Consider the following 19984-nt stretch of genomic DNA (forward strand, 5'->3'; position numbering starts at 1 on the left):
GGGGACGCCAATGGCATCCCCCTTTTTCGTTGACTGAAAGTCAGCAACTTCTAGTCGGTAACTTAGAACTGGTAAGAAGCACCAGCCCAGAAGTAACGACCCTGGAAGTCGTAGAAGCTGTTCCAGTCACTGCCAGAGGTAGTGTGCGGATCCTTGTCGGAAACGTTATCAATACCAGTGGACAGACGCAGGGACTCATTTACATCCCAGCCTGCTTTCAGGTTCAGGTAAGTCATGGACTGAACCGGCAGGTAGGGGCTGTAACCGTCGTCGAAGTACTGCATGTCGACGCCCATATCCCAGTCGTTACCGTACCAGGTAGCGCTGGCCAGGCCGCGCCACTTCACGTACAGACCGCTGGTGGTGCCAACGTATTCAAGGTAGTCAGACTCGGTGCCGGACTGCTCGTTGTACTCGTTGTACTCCAGCAGGCGGGAAGCCTGGGCACGCAGGGCCAGACGGCCAGAGTCGAAGTGCAGGTTGTGTACGATGTCCACGTCAACACCGCGGGTATCGATCTGACCGATGTTCATCTTCGCACCTTCCAGTGCAACGATCTGATCGCCAGCGCCACGGGTTACGAACTGACACGCGCTCTGATCGCCAGCGCGGAAGCAGTCGTCCAGCATGCGCTGCAGGTCCGGGGAGGTGATCGCGTCTTCAACGCTGATGTCGTAGTAGTCCAGAGTAATAGACAGGTCGTCTACAAAGCTCGGGGTCCACACAACACCGGCGGTGAAGGTAGTTGCTTCTTCCGGAGTCAGCTCTTCGTTACCGCCGATATTGGTCGGAACTTGGTTGCCTGCCTGAGTGAAGCCAGCGCCAACCATGCCGCAGTTCGCGCCCTGGCCGTCTTCGTTTGCCGCGCTGGTGTCACACGGGTCGATCAAGTACTCGTAGCTCTGTGCGGAACCGCTGAACAGCTCGTAGATGCCCGGCGCACGGAAAGAGGTGGAGTAGCTGGTACGGAAACGCACGTCTTCAACCGGTGCGTAAACCAGGCCAACTTTACCTGTGCTCTGGCCACCGAAGGTGCTGAAGTCGGAGTAGCGAACCGCGATGTCAGCAGTCAGCTCTTCTGCGAAGCGTGCACCCTGCAGGATCGGCAGGTTGAATTCAGCAAATGCTTCGGTTACGTCGTACTCACCGCCAGTCGCATCTTGCTGGTTACCGAAGGTCGCACCGCTCTGGGTTTCCGGAGACGGGTTGAACTCGCCAGACTCTTCGCGGTACTCAACACCCGCAGCAAAGCCCAGAGCGCCGCCCTGGAATTCGATGGCATTGATGTCGCCGGAAATGGATGCACCGACGTTCAGCAGCTCATAGGAGTTGTCTTCGAAATCGTCGTAGCGGAAGTAGTCCATGATTTCGGGGCTCATGCCGCCCGCGAAGTTGTAGTCCAGACCCGCTGCGCCACTGAAGATCTCTTCCAACTTGGTTTTGTTGTAAGAGTTCAGGGTAACGTTTTCGCCTTCGTTCTTGCCGTAGCTTGCGAAGGTGTCCCAGCTCCAGCCATTGGCGAAATCGCCATTCAGGCCGGTAGCAACACGGTAAGTGTCGGTGGTCTGTTCATAAGAGCGGGTACCGCCAGCAACCGGACGGATACGGAAGTCGGAGAAACCGTCCAGCCAATCGGTGCCGTGAGAAGCAACCGGAGCGGTCGGCTCCAGGCCTTCAGGGCTGCCCTGTGCTTCCCACTCGGTAACTGCAGCGTTGTAAGCTGCCAGCTCGATCTGGTAAGCGTCGTCAGCATTCTGCCACGCGTCCTGCAGCTGAGACTTGATCGCTTCAGGCAGGTGGGTTTCCGGGTTCAGAGCAAAGCCGTTACCCGCGTACAGCGGCTGTGCAGCCAGCTGCTGATTACTGGTTTTGTTGGTGTAGCTGGCTTCACCCCACAGCTCAACGCTGTCGGTGATGGAGTATTTGCCAGAAACGGTAGCGGAAGTACGTTCCATAGCGCCGGACAGCCACATGTGCTGGCCGATGTCGTAACCGGCATAGCTGCCCAGGGATACGCCGTCTTCACCAATGCTGAAGCTGCCGTAGTTGGTAAAGATATTACCGTTCGGGCCCATGGAGCTGGTCAGGCCGGCCCAGTCGCGATCTTCGTAAGTGATTTCGTCGCGCTGCGCGTGGGTAATGTTGGCAATGAAGCTGCCGCGCTCGCCTTCGTTACCGAAGGTGATAGACAGATCGCCATTCTCGCCGCCGCCTTCTTTGGTAGCACCGGCGCGCGCATTGATACGAACGCCGTCGAAGGAATCCTTCATGACCACGTTGATTACGCCTGCTACAGCATCAGAGCCGTATACCGCAGAAGCACCGTCGGTCAGAACTTCGATACGGTCGATCATGTCTACCGGAATGTTGTTCATGTCTACCGCAGAGCTAACGCCGGAAGCGGAAGATACGAAACGACGGCCGTTAACCAGTACCAGGGTACGTGCAGAGCCCAGGTTACGCAGGTCAACAAATGACAGGCCTTGGCCGCCATTGTTGTCGTTGGCGTTGATACCGGTAGTACCCATGGACGGCAGCTGGTTCAGCAGCTCGTCAATGGTGCCTACACCAGAACGGCTGATCGCATCGGAATCTACGATGGTGATCGGGCCAGTGGTGGAAAGCGGGTCACGTGCAATACGGGAGCCAGTAACGATCACTTCTTCGACGGTCGGGCCGGGTACGGCTTCCTGAGCGGAAACACCGGTAGCGGCGATGGTGCCGAAAGCTGCGATAGCGATACTCAACTTGGTCTTGATCATAAATGCATCCTTTATGTCTTTAGAGGCACTTTTATAGGTTTGTTGTAATTCGAGTGCGGGCTGACTTTATAGGATGCAGATAATTTGTGGAACTAACCTGACATTGAGGGATCTTTGTTAAATCAGATATTTTGATTTATTAATAAGCGAAGCGGTTAAATAGTAATCGTAAAGAAGTGTATATGTCCGTCAATCATTTCTATTTCTGCAAAATATTAACGGCAATAGGCTTTAACCTAGGACGCATATAACTAATATTGAACTTTGAGAGGTGGGTCAAAAAGTGAGCAGGGTGTGTTGCTGTATGTAATTTGAGCATTATTTGAAGGGGGGGGCGAATATTAGAGCTTCACTCTGACTTGTCTTGGCTCGCTTGCTAAATATTCTGTTGGGGTGGAGGTGTGCAGATAAAAATAAAACTGGAAAAAGTTTGGAGGCTTATACCTTGCGAAACGTCCTTTACACTGCAACGGGCGACATTTTGATCAATAAATCGCCCGTACACAGCGCGTCTATATTTGTGCTTTAGCCCAGGCTCTGCTTGATCCCATCCAGAAACAGCTGGACCGCCAGCATCACCAGAACCATCCCCATCAAGCGTTCTACCGCAATTAGCCCCCGGTTACCCAGCAGGCGCGCAAGTGGTGAAGACGCCAGCAGTATCACCGCGGAAACTCCCCAGGCGCCGAGTAGTGCCAATGTCCAGTTCCACAGCTGTTCTCCTTCGCTGTTGGTCATCAGCATCAAAATAGCCATGGTGGAAGGGCCGGCCACCAGCGGTACCGCCAGGGGCACGAAGAAGGGTTCCCCCTCCAATCTTTCTCCCATGATGCCGCCTTCGATGGGAAACACCATACGGATGGCAATCAGGAACAGGATGATTGCCCCGGCAATGCGAATGGCTTCCTGCGATAGCCCGAGCCACGCAAGCACAAAGCGGCCGCCATAGAGGAAAACCAGCAGCACGATCAGGGCGAAGATGAGCTCTCGCATGATGACGTATAGCTGGCGTTTGGGAGGCACATTCTTGAGTGCGGCAAGGAACACCGGGATGTTACCCAAGGGATCCATGACAAAAAGGAGGGTGAGAAAGGCGGTAAGGGTATCCATGTTTATCGCATAACTGAGTGATTGTGGAGTTGCTGGCTGTGTTCGTCTCTACATGATTACCATCAGAAATTCTGAAGATCGTGCCCCTTGCGGCGACACTGTTCAGAAGCGGATGCAAAGAGAAGCGGCAACATGAGTGTGAGCACAGCCTCAAGCTGGCAGTCTTACTGGCAGCAGGCCAAAGATAAAAACGTCTGTGAACTTGGTGGGACAGACCATCCGGCCATTGAGCAATTCTGGCATAGATTTTTTAGGGATGCGCGGGTTGGCGCAAAAAATGCATCTGGTTGCCCTCGAATCATTGACATTGCCAGTGGTAGTGGCGCCGTTTTCGGGTACTTATTTTCTTTGGTGGATAGCGCCCGCTGTAATTCCGTGTGCGTTGACCTTTCCCCCGGCGCGGTGAGCGCTGTGGTCGCTCGCTGGCCGGAGGTTTCCGGCATTGTGGCCGATGGTGCGGCACTGCCACTGTCTGAGCACAGCGCGGACATTGTCACCAGCCAATTCGGTGTTGAATACGCGGGGATTGAGGCTATCCGCGCGCTGTTTGACATTGTTTCCCCCGGGGGAAGGATTGCATTGCTGTTGCACCACCGGGATGGCGCCATTTACAGAGAGTGCGCCGTCAATTACGCCGCCCTTCGCGAAGTTCGCGAAAACGGATTTCTGGAAGGCGCTATTGAAATGTTTCCTTATGCATTTGATGTGCTAATGGGTGGGGGGCGATCTGAATATGAAAAAACCTCTCAAAATCTGATACCTGCCTTTCGCGATATGGAGCGAATTATGACGCAATATGGTAGGCATGTTGCGGGTGGTGTGATTCGAAAGCTATATATGGACGTAAATCATATACACACGAATTTGCCAAGGTTTGAGCGACAGGAGGTTATCGGATGGCTGAAGCAGGCGGTAACGGAAATAGATCGTTATATTGAGAGAATGAATTCCATGTGCCGGGCTGCGCTCAGTGCGCAAGACTTTGAAACATTGAAGGACGGCTTGGCTAATGCTGGGTTTGAGTTGCTCGAGGTGGAAGCGCTGGAAGGGGCCGATCAGTCGCATCCATTGGCCTGGTCTTTAGTTGCAGAAAAGGCCGCGTAAAAATTCAATATTTCCTTAGGTTGCGCGGAAATAACCGTAGCGGGCAGCAATGTGGATATACAATGCTTGGGAAGGTAACATGTAATTCCCTGTCTGGGAGGCAGGTGAAAGGACTTTGACGATAACAGGATATTGGCATGAAACTGAAAATGATTCTTTGTGTTGGGCTCGGTTTAGGTCTATTGGCCGGATGTGCCTCCGATGGAGGAGAGAAGGCGCCTGTTGCTGCAGCGCAGGGCGATTCGGCGACCAACAGTTTGGCTACCGAGAAAGAAGAAAAAATTTGTAAAGTACGCGCCATTACCGGGTCTCGCTTCAAGCAAAAAACCTGTATGACGCAGGAAGAGTGGGATCGGATGGCCTACGAAACCAGAAAAATGCTGGATGAAGATACACGCAGCAAGCCAACAAACTATTAATTTTCTGCGTTACTGTTTTACCTGGTCTGATTTAGCATTCCTGAAAGGCGCCTCGGTTCCAGTTTAGTGGGCCTGGGTGCCTTTTTACGTTTGGCCGCATTCAGGTGGATATACGTTTTTGATGGCCGGTTAGTAAAGTTATGAATATCCCTCCGAATATATTGAAATGCCTTCAGGAAGCAAGATCACTCACCGAGAGTAAGCGATTCACTGAAGCAGAGAATCTATACCGAAAATTACTGTCGACCAGTGGTGCTGAAGAACTGGTTTATCGGGAACTTTTCCATTTTTACGTGCGACAAGAGAAAACAGCCCAGGCTGTTTCATGCTTGGAGGAAATGGCGCAGCATTTTTCTGGTGTGCCAGAGTACTGGCTCCAATTGGCCCAGTATGCGCAAACCTGTGGCGAATATGACAAAGCAATTCTCGGTTACCGGAAGTTTCTGGGGCAGGTAACTGACCGGCCGAATACAGTTTACAACTTTGCCTATCTGCTGAAGCAGGTGGGTGAATTGGAAGAGGCGCTGAGTTGGTATCAAAAGGCGTTGGCAATGGGGGTATCAGGGAAAGAGGAAGTTTATACCAATATCGGTGTGATTTTGTCTGAGTTGCGCCGTGAGCCGGAGGCTCGCGCGAGCTACGAGAAAGCGCTGGAGGTTCGCCAGAGCTATTTACCTGCGATGTTGAATCTGGCCGCATTATCGGAAGAGTCCGGGGACAGGGTTTCTGCCTCAGAGCAATACGAAAAAGTGCTTGCGATTGACAGTGAAAATGTATTGGCACTCAGTCGATTGGCTCATCTTTCCGCCGTGGATAGTTCTGCTGCCCCCCTAATTGAAAAAATTTCGACTTTGCTGGCGAGAAGCGGATTGTCCCTGGCTGACCAAGAAGAATTGGGTTTCGCGCTTGGAAAACTACTGGATGATTGTGGTGAGTATGAACAAGCATTCGCCGTTATTGCCAAGGCGAATGATTTAGGTAAAACCAGGTTTAAACCTTACTGTAAGAGTTCGCAGTCCAGTTTGGTCGATAAGCTGATAGACGCTTATCCTCCAGAAATGTTTGATTCGGAAAGCAGCGATGCCGAGGCGGGCCCTGTTTTTATTTGTGGCATGTTCCGCTCAGGATCGACGCTTGTCGAGCAGGTGCTTAGTGGCCACTCTGCAATCATTTCTGGCGGTGAGCTGGATTTTTTTCCGCGTATGATTGATGGGCTTTGTGAAGAGTATCCGGGTAGCTTGGATCAGTTTGGCGCTGAATTCTTTGCGAGGGCGGGCGCAGACTACAGGGACTTTCTGGCGCGCAGATTCGATCCTAAAGCTATTGTAACGGACAAGCGGCCGGATAATTTTCTACATATTGGTCTCATCAAGCGGGCTTTGCCGAATGCCCGGTTTATCTGGACCAGGCGGGGGTTGTTGGACAACTGTTTGTCGATCTATTTTCAACAGCTTGGCGGGGGGATGAATTATTCAGCCGATCTTGAGGCGATTGGTCATTACTACATGCAGCAAGTGCGGCTAATGCGCTACTGGCAAAGTTTATTTCCGCAAAGCATCTGTGAAGTCGAGTATGAGGCGTTGGTAACTGACCCGGAAAAGGAAACGCGTAGGCTACTGGATTTCCTGGGGATCACTTGGGAGTCGGGTTGTCTCAACTTTCAGGCGCGTAAGAATTACGTCAAAACTGCGAGCGTATGGCAGGTGAGAATGGGATTGCATACTGGTTCGGTAAAGCGATATCAGAACTATAAGAATCAGCTTTCAGTTTTGGAGAAGTTTTTACAGGGGTAACGGGCTTAAGAATTGTCTGACAGCTTTGCCAAATCACTTTTATTTCATTTATTTTGGCAAATAAAAAAGGCGCGGTGGAGGCCACCGCGCCTTTTCTTTTTCCTGGTTACCAGGTTTCTAATTCAAAGAATTAGAAGTCCGCGGTAATACCCAGGAAGGCGTACCGGCCCAGAGCGTCGTAGATGCCCGGGAAGGTGTTGCCGTTACCGTAGATGCTGGGACCAGCGTCTGCAGTCAGCGGCGGCTCTTTGTCGAAGACATTGTTGATACCGCTGCGGATAGTGATGTTGTCACTAGCAGCCCAAGAGCCGGACAGATCGAAGTAGTTGAACGCATCGAAGTCTGCACCGTTGGCTCCGAGGTCATCAACACCACCGATGTGACGCCATGCACCAGTCACATTCACGCTCCAGGGAGTAGTCCAGGTAGCGCGCAGAGTGCTTACGAATTCCGGAGTGGGAGTGCCACAGGAGCCGTTCCAAACGCCTACGCAGTCTTCAACCGGCTGACCAACGAACTCCTGCTGGTCCCACTTGGTGAGGTAGGTAGCGATCAGGTTCATGTCAACGCCGCCGAACTCGCCCACTTCAAAGCCGTAGTTGGCGTTGATGTCGACACCTTCGGTTTCGAAGAAGCCGATGTTGACGTCGGTAGCGGAGATGGCCGCACTGCCAATCCACAGGTTGCCGTTGCCACCACGGCTGATGGAATCACAGAACAGAGCATCGCCAGTTTCGAGACACTTGTTCAGGATGGTTTCCGGGCTAATACCTGCGATCGCTTCGGTCACCTGAATGTTGAAGTAGTCAACACTCATGCTCAGACCGGAGATCATTTCCGGGGTGTAAACGAAACCGAAAGATACGGTTTCGGATTCTTCTGGAGACAGCTCCGGGTTACCACCGCCGATGTAGTTGTACTGACCAGCCGGGGAATCAATGCCGCCGCCGTAAGTGGCTGCAGTGATGCCGGTGTTCTGACACTCTGCCAGGGTAGCGGTCGGGCCTACAACGTTGCCGTCGGCATCGGTGCGGGAGCCACAGGGATCGTAAGTCATGTCGAACAGGCCGATGGACTGTGCGCGGTACAGCTCACGAATGTTGGCGTGACGAGTAGCGGACTGGAAGCTCGCGCGAACGCGCAGGTCGTTCATCGGTTGCCAGTCTGCAGCCACCTTGTAGGTGTTGGTCTGCTCGTCGGTAGAGTAATCGGAATAGCGGTAAGCCAGTTCCAGGCCGAGGTATTCCATACCGGGCTTGCCGCTAACCAGCGGAATGCTCGTTTCGGTGAATACTTCTTTCACGGACAGCTTGCCGTCAACCGGCAGGGTCGGGCCGCCCTGGCCTGCACCTTCACCGTTCTGGAAGCCAGAGTCCGGAGAGTAGTTCAGGGATTCACGACGGCTTTCCAGACCGGCGACAATGGCAACGCCGCTGTCAGCAGTCGGCAGCTTCACGCCGTAGTCGGTCAGGTCGCCAGTAACGTAACCGGAAACGATTTCCTGATCGGTAGTACCGCGAGCAAACAGCGGCAGAACCAGGTAATCGATAGCTTCCTGAGTTACGCCACCTTCCTGGAAGATGTTCCAAGGCACACAGTTCGGATCGGAGCCGTCCAGAACGGACTGACACACCGGGTTGCCATCGGCATCAGCACGCACGTCGAGGGCGCGTCCGATACGGCTGGAAGACAAGTCGTTCAGGTAAGTCTGCTCGAGGCTAACTTCTGAGTACTGACCGTATACGTCGTAAGACCAGTTTTCGTTGATGTCACCGCGAATACCGAACACGCCGCGGAACGTGGTGTGACGCATATCGTCCTGGCGAGGACCGCCTTCGACGTTACGACGGCCAATGTAGATAGCACCCGGGTTGGTGGTAACTTCGCCGGTGGTTGCGTCGGTGTTGGTAACAACCAGATCGCTAACGAACTGATCTTTACCCAGGCCGTAAACGCCACAGATGGCGTCGTACTGTTCGTCGGACAGGAAAGGGTTGCCACAGAACAGGTCGTTGGTTACGAAGAAAGCACCGGAAGGTGCAATCTGGGCAACGGTGCGGTCGTCAGCGTACATCAGCTGAGCGTAGGCTGTGGCATTTTCGTTGATGTCGTAGTGACCGAAAGCACCCATGGTCCAGCGCTCGTCCGGGCGCTGGAAGTAGTTCAGCGGACCGTAGTTGTACAGGTTGGCAAACTCTGTGAAGCCAGTGCCGTCTACGCTGTAGTCAAAGCTTTCGGTGGTATCACCGGAGTTTACGCCGAAGTCGGTGAAGCGACCCCAGGGTACAGTGGAGGAGCCACCACAGGAGAAGTTGTCGGGGCTACCGCCCAGTGCACAACCGGAGTAGTCGCGGTCTGCCTGCAGTACCGGGTCAATTTTGCGGTAGTTGGCATAAGCGGTCACGTTACCGCGGCCGCTATCCAGGTTGGCGCCCATGATCATGGAGAAATCATTGGTTTCGCCGTCGGTTACGCTGCCGTCAGCCACGTCAAAACCTTTGGACTTAACCAGGTCCTGCATTGCGCCGTTGTCGTTATTGTGCTGGTAGACGCTGGTCTGGCTATCGAAACGAACGCCTTCGAAGTCGTCCATCATGATGAAGTTCACAACGCCGGCAATCGCGTCAGAACCGTAGGTAGCGGAAGAGCCACCAGTCAGAACTTCAACGCGCTCTACCAGGGCACCCGGGATCTGGTTAAGGTCAGCACCAGAGCCGCCAGCCAGCGGAGAACCGGCAGGCATACGACGACCGTCGATCAGCACCAGGGTGCGCTGGGAGCCGAGGCCACGCAGGGAAACGGTTGCGGTACCGGTGGAGCCGTTCGCTTGACCGGCGGTTTGGGTTGCAGCAACTTGCGGCAGGTCGTTGATCAGGTCTTCAACACGGACCATACCGGTGGCTTTCAGGTCTTCTGCGTTTACAGAAGTTACCGGGCTTACACTGGTTTCGTTTGCGTCACGCTGGATACGAGAGCCTGTAACTACAACCTCTTCTACAGCGTCGGCGCCTTCTTGTGCAAAAGCCGGCATGGAGGGAACCAGAATCGCAACAGCAGTAAGGCCTAATGCGCCTTTTACTGCTGCAGACAGTAGGTTCTTTTTCATTTGAAGTCCTCTCTTGATCTTTGGAATCTTTTAAGTGTGTCGTTCAGATAAGTCTGGAGATGGTTACCCCAATAAACATCTCCGTGCCCAACAGGGGTTTAACGACCAATTCAAAAAGTTCCTCAATAAATTGGATAATGTTTATATTTTTTTGTGATCCAGTTCGCTTTTATGGTTTGCATTTGTCTCATAAATGCATATTGATAATTTTGTGACAATTATACTAGGGGTGTAATTTGTGACTTTTTTGCGAAAATTGGCGGAAATAGTTGAAGTGTTTGTCCGGCGAAATGGAGAAAGTTAGGCGGCGGGCATAAAAAAGGCGGCTCAAGGAGCCGCCTAAAAAGACCAAGATAATTTTTATAAATTAGAAAGTGAAGCGAACACCTACGTATGCGCTGCGGCCAATCGGGTTGTACACAGACGCGTTGGTGTCAGTACCGGTAGAGTTACCCGGAACACCAGACAGGATGATCGGTGCTTCTTCATCCAGCAGGTTGTTGATACCGAGGTTGGCACTCAGGTTTTCGGTGAACTGGTAGTTCGCGAACAGATCGTGAGTTACGTATTCACCTACGGAGTAGTTGAAGTCCGGGCTGCTCAGGTCTGGAGACGCGTCGCTCAGGTAAGCGGTTTCCCACTGAACTACCAAGCGGTCCATCGCGTAGTTGATGGTTGCCAGCCACTGGTTTTCGAAGTAACCCACTTCACCCACCAGCTCGTCGGCATCGCCGAACTTGCTCAGGGTGTAGTCCATTACATGGCCGTAGTTCAGTTTCACGTCCAGCTGACCTGGACCAACGTCGCGGCCCCAGCCCAGCTGCAGGTCGATACCTTCAGTGGTCAGGGTGCCTTCGTTGATGTAGCCGGAGTTAACTTCGGTGATCTCACCCTTCTGGAATGCAGGGCCGCTGCCGTCACGGACAATGAAGTCACAGAAATTGTTCGGGAAGCTGGTGGAGTTGTAGCAGAAATCCACAGAAGTCTGACGGCCGACAGTGTCGATCAGGTCTTCGATTTCAATGCTGTACCAGTCCAGAGAGGTAGTGATGCTACCGAAGTTACCGAAATCGTGTTCGAAGATCGCACCGAAGGTGTAACTGTCGGAGGTCTCGGTGAACAGATTTTCGTTACCCTTTCCGGTGAAGCCGCCAGTGCCCTGAATTTCAGGCTGGGTCAGCTCGAAAACACCTTCAGCGGCGATACGGTCTGCAACCGCCGGGATGCTACGGCAGTTATCGGCAACAACACCGCTGGTGGTGGCAGTTACGCCGTTACAGGGATCGCTGACAGACGCGAAGTTCTCACCGCCCGGAGAGTACAGTTCGCTGATGTTCGGCGCACGTACCGCACGAGCGTACTGACCGCGAACACGCAGCTCATCGTTGATTACCCAGGATACGCGACCGGTGTATGCGTCGGTAGCGCCGATAGTGTCGTAGTCAGAGTAGCGGTAAGCCGCGCCAACGCTCAGGGATTGGATCAGCGGCAGATCGGCCAGGACCGGCGCTTCCATCTCAACGTAAATTTCGTTGACGCTGTAGCTACCTTCGGTCGGCTCTTCCTTGTTACCAGCATTCTGGCCGGTGCGGGTCAGGGCGTCCGGGAAGTCAGCGGCGTATTCGTCGCGGTATTCCCAGCCGGTCGCCAGGCTCAGCGGGCCAGCCGGAAGGTCTACGAGGGTACCGTTAACGTTAATGCCGGCGATGGTCTGCTTGGTGCGCTGGTCACGAACGGACGGAGCAGAAACGTAGTCTGCAGCTTCCTGGGAGATGGCGCCTTTACCAAACAGGTTCAGCGGAGCACAACCTTCGGCAACAGCAGCCGCATCGGCACACACAATGTTGCCATTGGCATCTTCAACCGCGTTCAGAGCGTTACGGAAGTTGGAGATGTTCAGCTGACCGGTACCGCGCTGGCTGTCCTGCATCTGGCCTTGGCCCAGGAAGGTGTCCCAGTTCCAATCGTTGTATTCGCCACGCAGGCCAACCAGTGCACGGAAGGTTTGACGCTCGGCGAAAGAACCGCGCTGGTCCAGCTCGGTGGTACGACGTACAAACTGGATGTGGTCGTCGCCCGCGGCTACGGCCAGGTCACGCAGCTCCTGCGGTACGTAGGGGTTGTCGATGGAAACGCCATCGATGTACAGGTCGTCGAAAGCCAGCGGGTAGGGCTCGATCTCGGTCTGAGTCTCGGTACGCGCGAAAGTGGTTTCAACGAACGCTTCGAGGTTGTCGCTCAGGTCGTAGTTCAGGTTGCTGCTGATCAGGAAACGTTCGGTCGGTACCGAGTAACGACGGAAGTGCTGACGGTTGAAACCGTATTTATCGCCGTCCCAATCTACAACTTCGCCCAGTTCATTGTCATAGACGTACTGGTCGCCAGTAGACGGAATGCCGAAGCGGCCGTACTCGGAGTAAGAAGAGTAGAACGGTGCGGTGCTATCGGTAACGCTGCCGCCAAAGTAGATGGAGGACAGATCGTCGACAGCAGTGTTTTTACGATCGCGAGCCAGTACACCACCTTCATCGGTGTAGGTCATGGAGACAACGGCGTTACCTTTACCATCGTCAAAGTTGCCACCGGCGGTGAAATTGAAACGGTCGGTAGTGTCATCGCCGTACTCAAGGGTTTCACCGTGAGAAGAGGTGATGCTTACGCCTTCGAAGTCGTCTTTCAGGATGACGTTGATTACGCCCGCCAGAGCGTCGGAACCATAGATGGCAGATGCACCACCAGTGATCACTTCAACACGCTCAATCAGTTCGGTCGGGATGGTGTTCCAGTCAACCGCAGAGGAGCCGGCAACACCGGATACGTAGCGACGGCCGTTAACCAGCACCAGGGTGCGGTCTTCGCCGAGGTTGCGCAGCTCAACAGTGTTGATACCGCCGCCGGAGGTCAGAAAGTTGGAGTTGTTGCTGGACAGGCCAGAAACACCGGTAGCCGGCAGGGAGCGCAGAATTTCAGCGCTGTTCAGTTCGCCGGAGTATTCGATGGATGCAGAGTCAACAGTAGTAATTGCTGTCGGGCTATCCAGGTTGGCGCGAACAATGCGTGAGCCGGTAACAACAACTTCTTCCACCAGTGCTACATCTTCCGCTTCCTGTGCGTAAGCGGACATGGAAGGAACCATAATCGCAGCAGCGGTGAGGCCCAGAGCCCCTTTTACGGCTGCAGACAGAAGGTTCTTTTTCATTGGAAATCCTCTCTTGAGATCGTTGGATTTATATGGTTTGCCATCTAGTGGCGATGTATAGAAATGGCTACCCCCAAGTGGCCATTTCTGTCCCAACGAGTAGATAACGGATCAGGACTGGAAACCCTCCAAAAAAAATCACTTTTTTTCTTAAAAGGGGTAATGACAGGTACGTCCGCACCAATTACGTGCGAATTGGTTGAAATTCGAGCTGCTTGGACCTGGCGTGGTGGAAAAGTAGCCAGAATAAAAAAGCCCCGCCAGATTGGCGGGGCTTGGAGAGGATTTCTGCTGATTAGAACTGCAGGGTTACACTGCCGTAGAAGAAGCGGCCGACGGTGTCGTAGCTTCTCATCAGGGTATTCATGTCATCGTTGTTGGTGACATAGGGGGGCTGCTGGTTCCACACGTTGCGGATACCGCCGGTCAGCTTGATGTTCTCCCAGCGGAAGTAGTTGAAGTTCACATCCTGGTACCAGGTGGTATCGATTCTGGTGGCGAGATCGCCGGGGGCCGGATCGAAGTCATCTACCGCGCCGAGCATACGTACGGTGGTGAAGGCGCTCCAGCAATCGTACTCGTAACCCACGGTGCCGTAGAACTTCCACTCGGGGAAGGCAACGATCGCGGTGGTAACCGGGTCTGCGCCGAAGTAGCCCGCCAGATCAATGGTCGGGTCTTCGGAGCTGCCGCGGTATTTCCACTCATGCAGGTAAGTTGCAGAGAGATTGACGGTTACAATGCCAGGACCGGCATCCATGCTGTAGTCGAAACCGAGGTCCACACCGGAGGTCTCAAAGGTCGCAACGTTCTGGCTGTTCAGCAGCTGGCCAGCGATAGTCAGGTCGGACGCGCGGCGCGTGGGGGCGTCGGGAGACGGGCTGGTTCCCACGGACGGCGCACCGGTGATCAGGCTACACAGCGGCGAGCTGAAGTTGGGGCTTTCATAGCATCCTTTAACGATGGTGTTGGTGGTTAAGGTACCAATCGCGTCATCGATGTTGATGTTGAAGTAGTCCAACGTGAAACCCATGTCATCGGTCCAGGACGGTGTCCAGACCATGCCGAGGGTCCAGCTTTCGGATTTCTCTGCTTTCAGATCGGGGTTGCCGCCGAACAGGCCTGTGGCCTGAGTAGAGGCAATCGTGGTGCCGGGCGCAATACCATCTGCCATACAGTTGGCGATGACATTGGGATTGTCGCCAGGGCCGTACTCGTTACAGGGGTCGGCATAGGTTTCGGCGGAGACAGTCGGCGTCAGGAACAGATCGTCCAGACCGGGTGCACGGAAGCCTTCGGAGTAGGTGCCGCGGAAGCGGAGTTCCTCTAGTGGAGCGTACTCCGCCACAAAGCCGAAGGTGGTATCGTCGCCGATGGTGCTGTAATCCGAATAGCGGAAGGAGGCTTCGAAGGCCAGGACCTGCGCCCATGGGCGGCCTTCCAGGACGGGTACCCGAACCTCGCCGTAGAACTCATCGACGCTATAGTTGCCGCCCCAAGCGTCGCCGTTCACAAAGTAGATTTGGCCAATCTCAGCAGCGCCATCGGGGATAATCTCGGTGCGCTCTGCTCGATTCTCATACCCTATGGCCCAAGCTGGGGCTTCGCCAGTCAGGGCCCAGTCGCCAAAGTCACCCACCAGGTTGGCCTGGACGCTGCGCAGAGAGGCTCGGTCAATAGGCGAGTTGGTAACCAGTGCGTAGTCCTGCATGGCTGGGGTGAGAGTGCCTACGGCAAAGGGGTTCCAGGCCGGTACGTTGCCAGAGTCCGCCAAGGCTGCGGCACACTCTGGATCAGCGGCACAGGCGACGGGGTCGAGCAGGTTCTGGAAGCGTACGGTATTACCGCGTCCGCGATCGATCTGGGAGTCCACCCAGCGGGAATAGTTATAGGACAGATCCCAGGTCCACTCGTTACAGAATTCACCCTCAAGACCTACCACACCGCGCCAGGTATTCAGGTCCTGGCTAAATGCGCGCCCGCCGGTTTCTTCAAGACGGCGTCCAATATTGACTGGTTCATTGAGAGGGTTGTAGGGGTTGGTTACCGGTACTTCCGGTCCCCAGAATGTACCTTCCGCAGCCAGTAACTGGTCTGAGCGGCGATTCACAAATGACAGTTCACTGAAGCCCCTGAACGTGGTCACGTCTTTCCAGTCGTAGAGCTCGTAAGTGCCGTAGCCGTAAATGGAAGCGACCTCTTGCGGCGTAACCAGATAGCTGGCCAGGGCGAAGTTGTATGCATCAGTTGCTGCATTGAAGGGGCGCACCACGCCAGTGACCGGATCGACAATCAGCTGGTCGGAACTGGATGCGGGTGAGAATCGAGCCGGGGTGGTGGTGGCACTACCGCCACAAACCACGTTCCCGCCAATTTCCCGCAGGGGACATGCGGAAAAGTTGCGCTCACCCTGCCCGATGTCTTCGCGCTTGGTGTATTGCGCGTTGAGCATGACATGACCTTTGTCGTTGCCAGTACCAATGGTCATTGCAGCCAGGTATTCGTCACCATCGCCGTGGGTGGAAGCACCGTAATCTGCAGTTAGCTCCGCACCTTCAAACCCTTTCTTGGTAATAATGTTGATTACCCCGGCGATGGCGTCAGAACCGTAAATGGTTGAAGCGCCGTCACGCAGGATTTCCACACGCTCGATAATGGACGTGGGGATCGTATTCAAATCGACTACGCCGGTTGCGCCGCCAGATGAGCTGAGGCGACGCCCGTTCATGAGTATGAGTGTGCGCGACGAACCGAGACCGCGCAGTGATACAGTAGAAAGGCCGCCACTACCGTTGTTGACGGAAGAGCCCAGCTGGCCACCTGTCATGGATGGAATGTTCTGGAGGAAGTCCTCCAGGGTTGTCTGGCCCGATTGCTCCAGTGCCGCAGCATCGAACACGCTGATGGGGGTGGCGCTATTGGCATCCGTCGCACGTTGAATGCGAGAACCGGTTACAACAATTTCCTCAACCTGCGCCTGTGCATCCTGAGCAATAGAAACGGTAGAAAAGCTGGATGTAACGGCGGCAGCTGCGATCGCGCCCTTGATTGCCCGAGAAAGACGGGTTTTGTCCATGGTATACCTCTCCTGATACCGGTGATGTTCGCCGAATTTGGCCGCGCCCTCTCTGACAACTGCATACATCTATCAACAAAGGCTTGCTATCAACCCTAGAACAATTTTTCTTCGTTCAAGTCATTTTGTGAATGAATTTGCGCCTTTGGTTCGCTTGTGCCAAATGCGGCGTCAAAAATGGAGGGAAAGGCGAACAGCATGTGCGCTGCTTTTATTGCGGGGCGATCATTGGGCGACATTGCGCATGTCGCCGGGGATTTCATTTCTGTGTGTTTTTATTGCGACACATAGAAATAAAGCGCGCTGTGGGAACACAACAGGGCACCTGCCCGAAAAAAACGGGAGATAGAGTTTCCCTGCTTTACACGCAACGGGACATCAGGAAACAGGATAGAGGGAAAAATTGAAAGATGTGAAATCAGTTGGCAGAGCTTGCTTCGCTTGTTGCTTTACATATTGAAGCTGAAAGTGGTGTACCAGTAACGTCCACTCAGATCGTAGGTGCGGGCATCGAAATTATCGTTGAATGCCGAGGCTGCGAATGGCGGTGCTTCGTCGAAAAAGTTATCGACGCCCACGGCGAAACGGAATCCAGCAGGCACATCGTATGCCAGCTGTACATCGTGGGTGGACCAGCTGTCGATGTCGCGGGTGACGGATTGATTGTTGAGGGTAAAGTTTTCTCGCAAGCCGCTTACATAATGAATGGTGTATCCACCCTCCCAGCGTCCACGTCGCCAGTAGACACCAGTATTCGCTTTCCACTGGGGTAGTGAGCCTGCGCCGCCGCTAGCGGAATCGGCGAAGGTGCCGGCGAGGTCTTCAACGGGGCTGCCGGGCGCCAGCTGGTTCAGGTAGCGGTCCATATGGCTGCTGTTCATGGACCAGCGAATAAGTCCAAGTTCCTCAGATTGGTGCTGGTAGCGCATGCTCGTGTCGAAACCGCGCACTTCCCGGGCACCGATATTCAGGCGGGTGGCGACAATACGGGTGATGTCTCCTTCCGCATCGCGCTGCACGCGATCAAGGAACAGTCCGCTCATGGCGTTCTGATTGATCAGGTACTGGGGATTGGTGTCGATTACATCGTTCTGGCGGATGTCGAACAGATCCAGGCTGGCCTGAAAGCCGGTAAAGTCGCCGGGTGTCCACACCAGACCGATGGATCGGTTGTCGGAGGTTTCGGGTTGCAGGTCCGGGTTGCCGCCAAATTCCGTCAGGTATTGGATGCGCGCCTGATCCGCGCGGCCGTTACAGCCGGGCAGAGCATCGGCGTTGCTGTTGGTGCAGGGATCAAAAAGAAATTCCTGGCTCTGACTTCCTTTTTGGTTCATATCCACCAGGGTCGGAGCCTTGAAGCCGGTGGCGTAACTGGTGCGCACCAGCAGCGAAGGCCAGGGGCGCCAGCGCAGCGCGAGTTTGGGATTGGCGGTATTACCAAAGTCACTGTAGTCGGAATAGCGAATCGCGCCGTCAAGCCATACCGTGTTCGCCCTCAGTGGTACTGAAATCTCCGCAAACGCCTCGCCGATCATGCGTTCGCCCTGCGCAGAGCCTGAGGCAACCCCGCCGATCAGGGAAAGTCCATCAGCATCGGTTGATGTGAAGTCGATTGCCTCGCGGCGTAACTCGACGCCCGCAGCGGCGAGAATATCGCCAGCGGCATACCTGCCCACCGGACCATCGGCGACATATGTGAGAGAGTTCATGCGCGAGGCACCGTTGACACGGTTTACCGCGCGAATGAAATCCAGCTGCTCACGATCAATACTCCCGGGGGTTCCCAGTAGGTCGACCGGGACACAATCGGTTTCCCCGTTGCAGGTATCGGGTCCTTTCAGTCCTGCGGATAGCTTGTTGGGATCAATCAGGTTGTTGAAAGCTTCTTTCGCTCGGGTGTAGTGGAATGCGGCGGTCAGCTCCCACTGCCAGTCTTCGATCTGCCCCTTTAGCCCGGTATTGAGACGCCAGGTATCGGTCCCGTTGTGCTGGATCCTGGGTCCGAGTTCCAGCACACGCTTGCGCACGTCGGTAATCTCTTCGCCAAACGGGTTGTAGATATTGTCGGCCGCGATACTCAGGTCGCCGTTGTCAAAGCGGGTAAATACCGGCGTTGGCGCCATGGTGTTTTCCGAGCGTGTGCGTATCGCCATGACTTCTGCAAAGGCTTCCGCGGCATCGCTGAGGCTATGGTTGGCGGCGATGTAGGCGGACTGTCTCTCCGATGGCACCAGGGCGGAGGTATGCTCGCGAAAGTTGTACAGGTCTTCCGGGGTCCAGGCCTCGTATCCATCGGCAGTGCTTGTCACCACGCCGTCGGACAGCCCGATGAACCCCTGGGGTGAAGCCGATGACCTGAGGTCGGTGCCGCCGCGAGGGCGGTTGTCCGCCGAGGCCGAAAGGGCGCGGTCGCGGCTCAAGATTTCTCCCTGTCGATAATCCGCCAGGCTGAACATCAGGTGGCTGTTCTCGTTGCCCCCGCCCCAGGTCAGACTATAGGAGTGGGTTTCCTGATCGCCCCGCTCCGCCTGGCCGTAGTAGCTATTGACTGACAACCCGTCAAAGTCCCGGCGCAGAATGATATTGACCACGCCGGCGATCGCGTCCGATCCGTACACCGCCGAGGCGCCATCTTTCAGCACTTCAATACGGTCCACGGCAGACAGGGGTATGGTGTTCAGGTCCGCGGCTTCGCCCCCGAAGCCGTTATTCACGATACGGCGGCCGTTAATCAGCACCAGGGTGTTGCTCGCGGGCAGTCCGCGCAGGGTGACAGTGGCGGTGCCATTGCCTCCATTGGTTACCGAGGTGCTGGTGGAATTGCCGGAAACAGCGGGCAGGAATTTGAGCAGCTCGGATACGGTTTGCGCACCGGTAATCTCCAGTTCCGGCTGTGCCAGAACATCGATAGGCGCATAGCTATCCAGCTTAAGGTGGCGCAAGTGGCTGCCGGTCAGGTTTTGCCCGGTTACGATCACTTCCTCGGCGGGTAATAATGGTGGTTCGGTAGCTTCCTGCGGAGTCTCTTCACTGCGGGCGACAATGGCAATGGCATTGGTGCCAGCGTGGGTGAATGTTAGCGGGGTCTTGTCCAAAAGCTGGTGGAGCGCAGGTGCGATGCTGCCGTCCGGCGTTTCAAGATATTGCCCAGGAACATATACGGAGGAAGCGTTGGCAGCGTGGACCACCAGAGAGACACGGCACTCGCGGCCGAGTGTAATCAGTGCACGGGAAAGAGGGCCGGCCGGGAGTGTTACCCCGGATTTCGGGCAGGTGGCCGCCGCACTCTCCGAGAGTGCAAACAATCCAGTCAGTGACAGTGCTGCCCAGTGCCGGAAGTTCAAAGACCTTTTATCCCACCCACGTGTCCGGCACGATCGGTGACCGGAATCCGCAGATTATTTCTGGTTAGTAG

Annotated in this window: 9 protein-coding genes; 3 read left to right on the top strand and 6 right to left on the bottom strand. The window is 54.8% G+C overall.

What is annotated here, in order from left to right:
• Positions 1-62: 62 nt before the first annotated feature.
• Both ACONT6_RS03225 and ACONT6_RS03230 read right to left on the bottom strand, forming a co-directional pair.
• Positions 63-2762 carry a TonB-dependent receptor plug domain-containing protein gene (locus ACONT6_RS03225; protein WP_428820388.1) on the bottom strand — a complete coding sequence of 900 codons (2700 nt, stop codon included), beginning with the start codon at positions 2760-2762 and terminating at the stop codon, positions 63-65.
• A 525-nt stretch (positions 2763-3287) separates the two neighbouring features.
• Positions 3288-3872, bottom strand: a complete 585-nt coding sequence (locus tag ACONT6_RS03230; protein ID WP_181254044.1) for a MarC family protein — start codon at positions 3870-3872, stop codon at positions 3288-3290.
• Between the two features lie 132 nt (positions 3873-4004).
• Here ACONT6_RS03230 and ACONT6_RS03235 point away from each other — a divergent pair, with 132 nt between their 5' ends.
• The 3 genes from ACONT6_RS03235 (at position 4005) to ACONT6_RS03245 (ending at position 7188) form a co-directional block, all read left to right on the top strand.
• Positions 4005-4976: a class I SAM-dependent methyltransferase gene (locus ACONT6_RS03235; RefSeq protein WP_428820389.1), complete on the top strand. Its 972-nt coding sequence runs from the start codon at positions 4005-4007 to the stop codon at positions 4974-4976.
• 137 nt (positions 4977-5113) lie between these two features.
• The gene (locus ACONT6_RS03240; protein ID WP_428820390.1) at positions 5114-5395 is read left to right on the top strand and encodes a hypothetical protein; all 282 of its coding nucleotides are present in this window, start codon (positions 5114-5116) and stop codon (positions 5393-5395) included.
• A gap of 140 nt (positions 5396-5535) precedes the next feature.
• Positions 5536-7188 (top strand): tetratricopeptide repeat-containing sulfotransferase family protein, encoded by a 1653-nt coding sequence (locus ACONT6_RS03245; RefSeq protein WP_428820391.1) that lies wholly within the window; start codon positions 5536-5538, stop codon positions 7186-7188.
• A gap of 130 nt (positions 7189-7318) precedes the next feature.
• Here the strand turns inward: ACONT6_RS03245 and ACONT6_RS03250 are convergent, their stop codons facing one another.
• The 4 genes from ACONT6_RS03250 to ACONT6_RS03265 all read right to left on the bottom strand — a co-directional run bounded on the left by ACONT6_RS03250 (position 7319) and on the right by ACONT6_RS03265 (position 19913).
• Positions 7319-10294, bottom strand: coding sequence for a TonB-dependent receptor domain-containing protein (locus ACONT6_RS03250; protein WP_428820392.1), 2976 nt, complete (start codon positions 10292-10294; stop codon positions 7319-7321).
• A gap of 367 nt (positions 10295-10661) precedes the next feature.
• Entirely contained in the window at positions 10662-13493 is a 2832-nt protein-coding gene (locus tag ACONT6_RS03255) for a TonB-dependent receptor domain-containing protein (protein ID WP_428820393.1), read from the bottom strand.
• 295 nt (positions 13494-13788) lie between these two features.
• Complete coding sequence (locus tag ACONT6_RS03260; RefSeq protein WP_428820394.1) at positions 13789-16569, bottom strand: TonB-dependent receptor plug domain-containing protein; 2781 nt, start codon at positions 16567-16569, stop codon at positions 13789-13791.
• 449 nt (positions 16570-17018) lie between these two features.
• On the bottom strand, positions 17019-19913 hold the full coding sequence (locus ACONT6_RS03265; RefSeq protein ID WP_428820395.1) for a TonB-dependent receptor: 2895 nt from the start codon (positions 19911-19913) through the stop codon (positions 17019-17021).
• Between the last annotated feature and the right edge of the window lie 71 nt (positions 19914-19984).

The organism is Microbulbifer sp. MCCC 1A16149 (assembly GCF_050368945.1).
Lineage (GTDB): Bacteria > Pseudomonadota > Gammaproteobacteria > Pseudomonadales > Cellvibrionaceae > Microbulbifer.

Excerpts from the sequence above, each read along its gene's own strand:
- ACONT6_RS03225 (WP_428820388.1), bottom strand. The coding sequence starts at position 2,762 with ATGATCAAGACCAAGTTGAGTATCGCTATCGCAGCTTTCGGCACCATC.
- ACONT6_RS03230 (WP_181254044.1), bottom strand. The coding sequence starts at position 3,872 with ATGGATACCCTTACCGCCTTTCTCACCCTCCTTTTTGTCATGGATCCC.
- ACONT6_RS03235 (WP_428820389.1), top strand. The coding sequence starts at position 4,005 with ATGAGTGTGAGCACAGCCTCAAGCTGGCAGTCTTACTGGCAGCAGGCC.
- ACONT6_RS03240 (WP_428820390.1), top strand. The coding sequence starts at position 5,114 with ATGAAACTGAAAATGATTCTTTGTGTTGGGCTCGGTTTAGGTCTATTG.
- ACONT6_RS03245 (WP_428820391.1), top strand. The coding sequence starts at position 5,536 with ATGAATATCCCTCCGAATATATTGAAATGCCTTCAGGAAGCAAGATCA.
- ACONT6_RS03250 (WP_428820392.1), bottom strand. The coding sequence starts at position 10,294 with ATGAAAAAGAACCTACTGTCTGCAGCAGTAAAAGGCGCATTAGGCCTT.
- ACONT6_RS03255 (WP_428820393.1), bottom strand. The coding sequence starts at position 13,493 with ATGAAAAAGAACCTTCTGTCTGCAGCCGTAAAAGGGGCTCTGGGCCTC.
- ACONT6_RS03260 (WP_428820394.1), bottom strand. The coding sequence starts at position 16,569 with ATGGACAAAACCCGTCTTTCTCGGGCAATCAAGGGCGCGATCGCAGCT.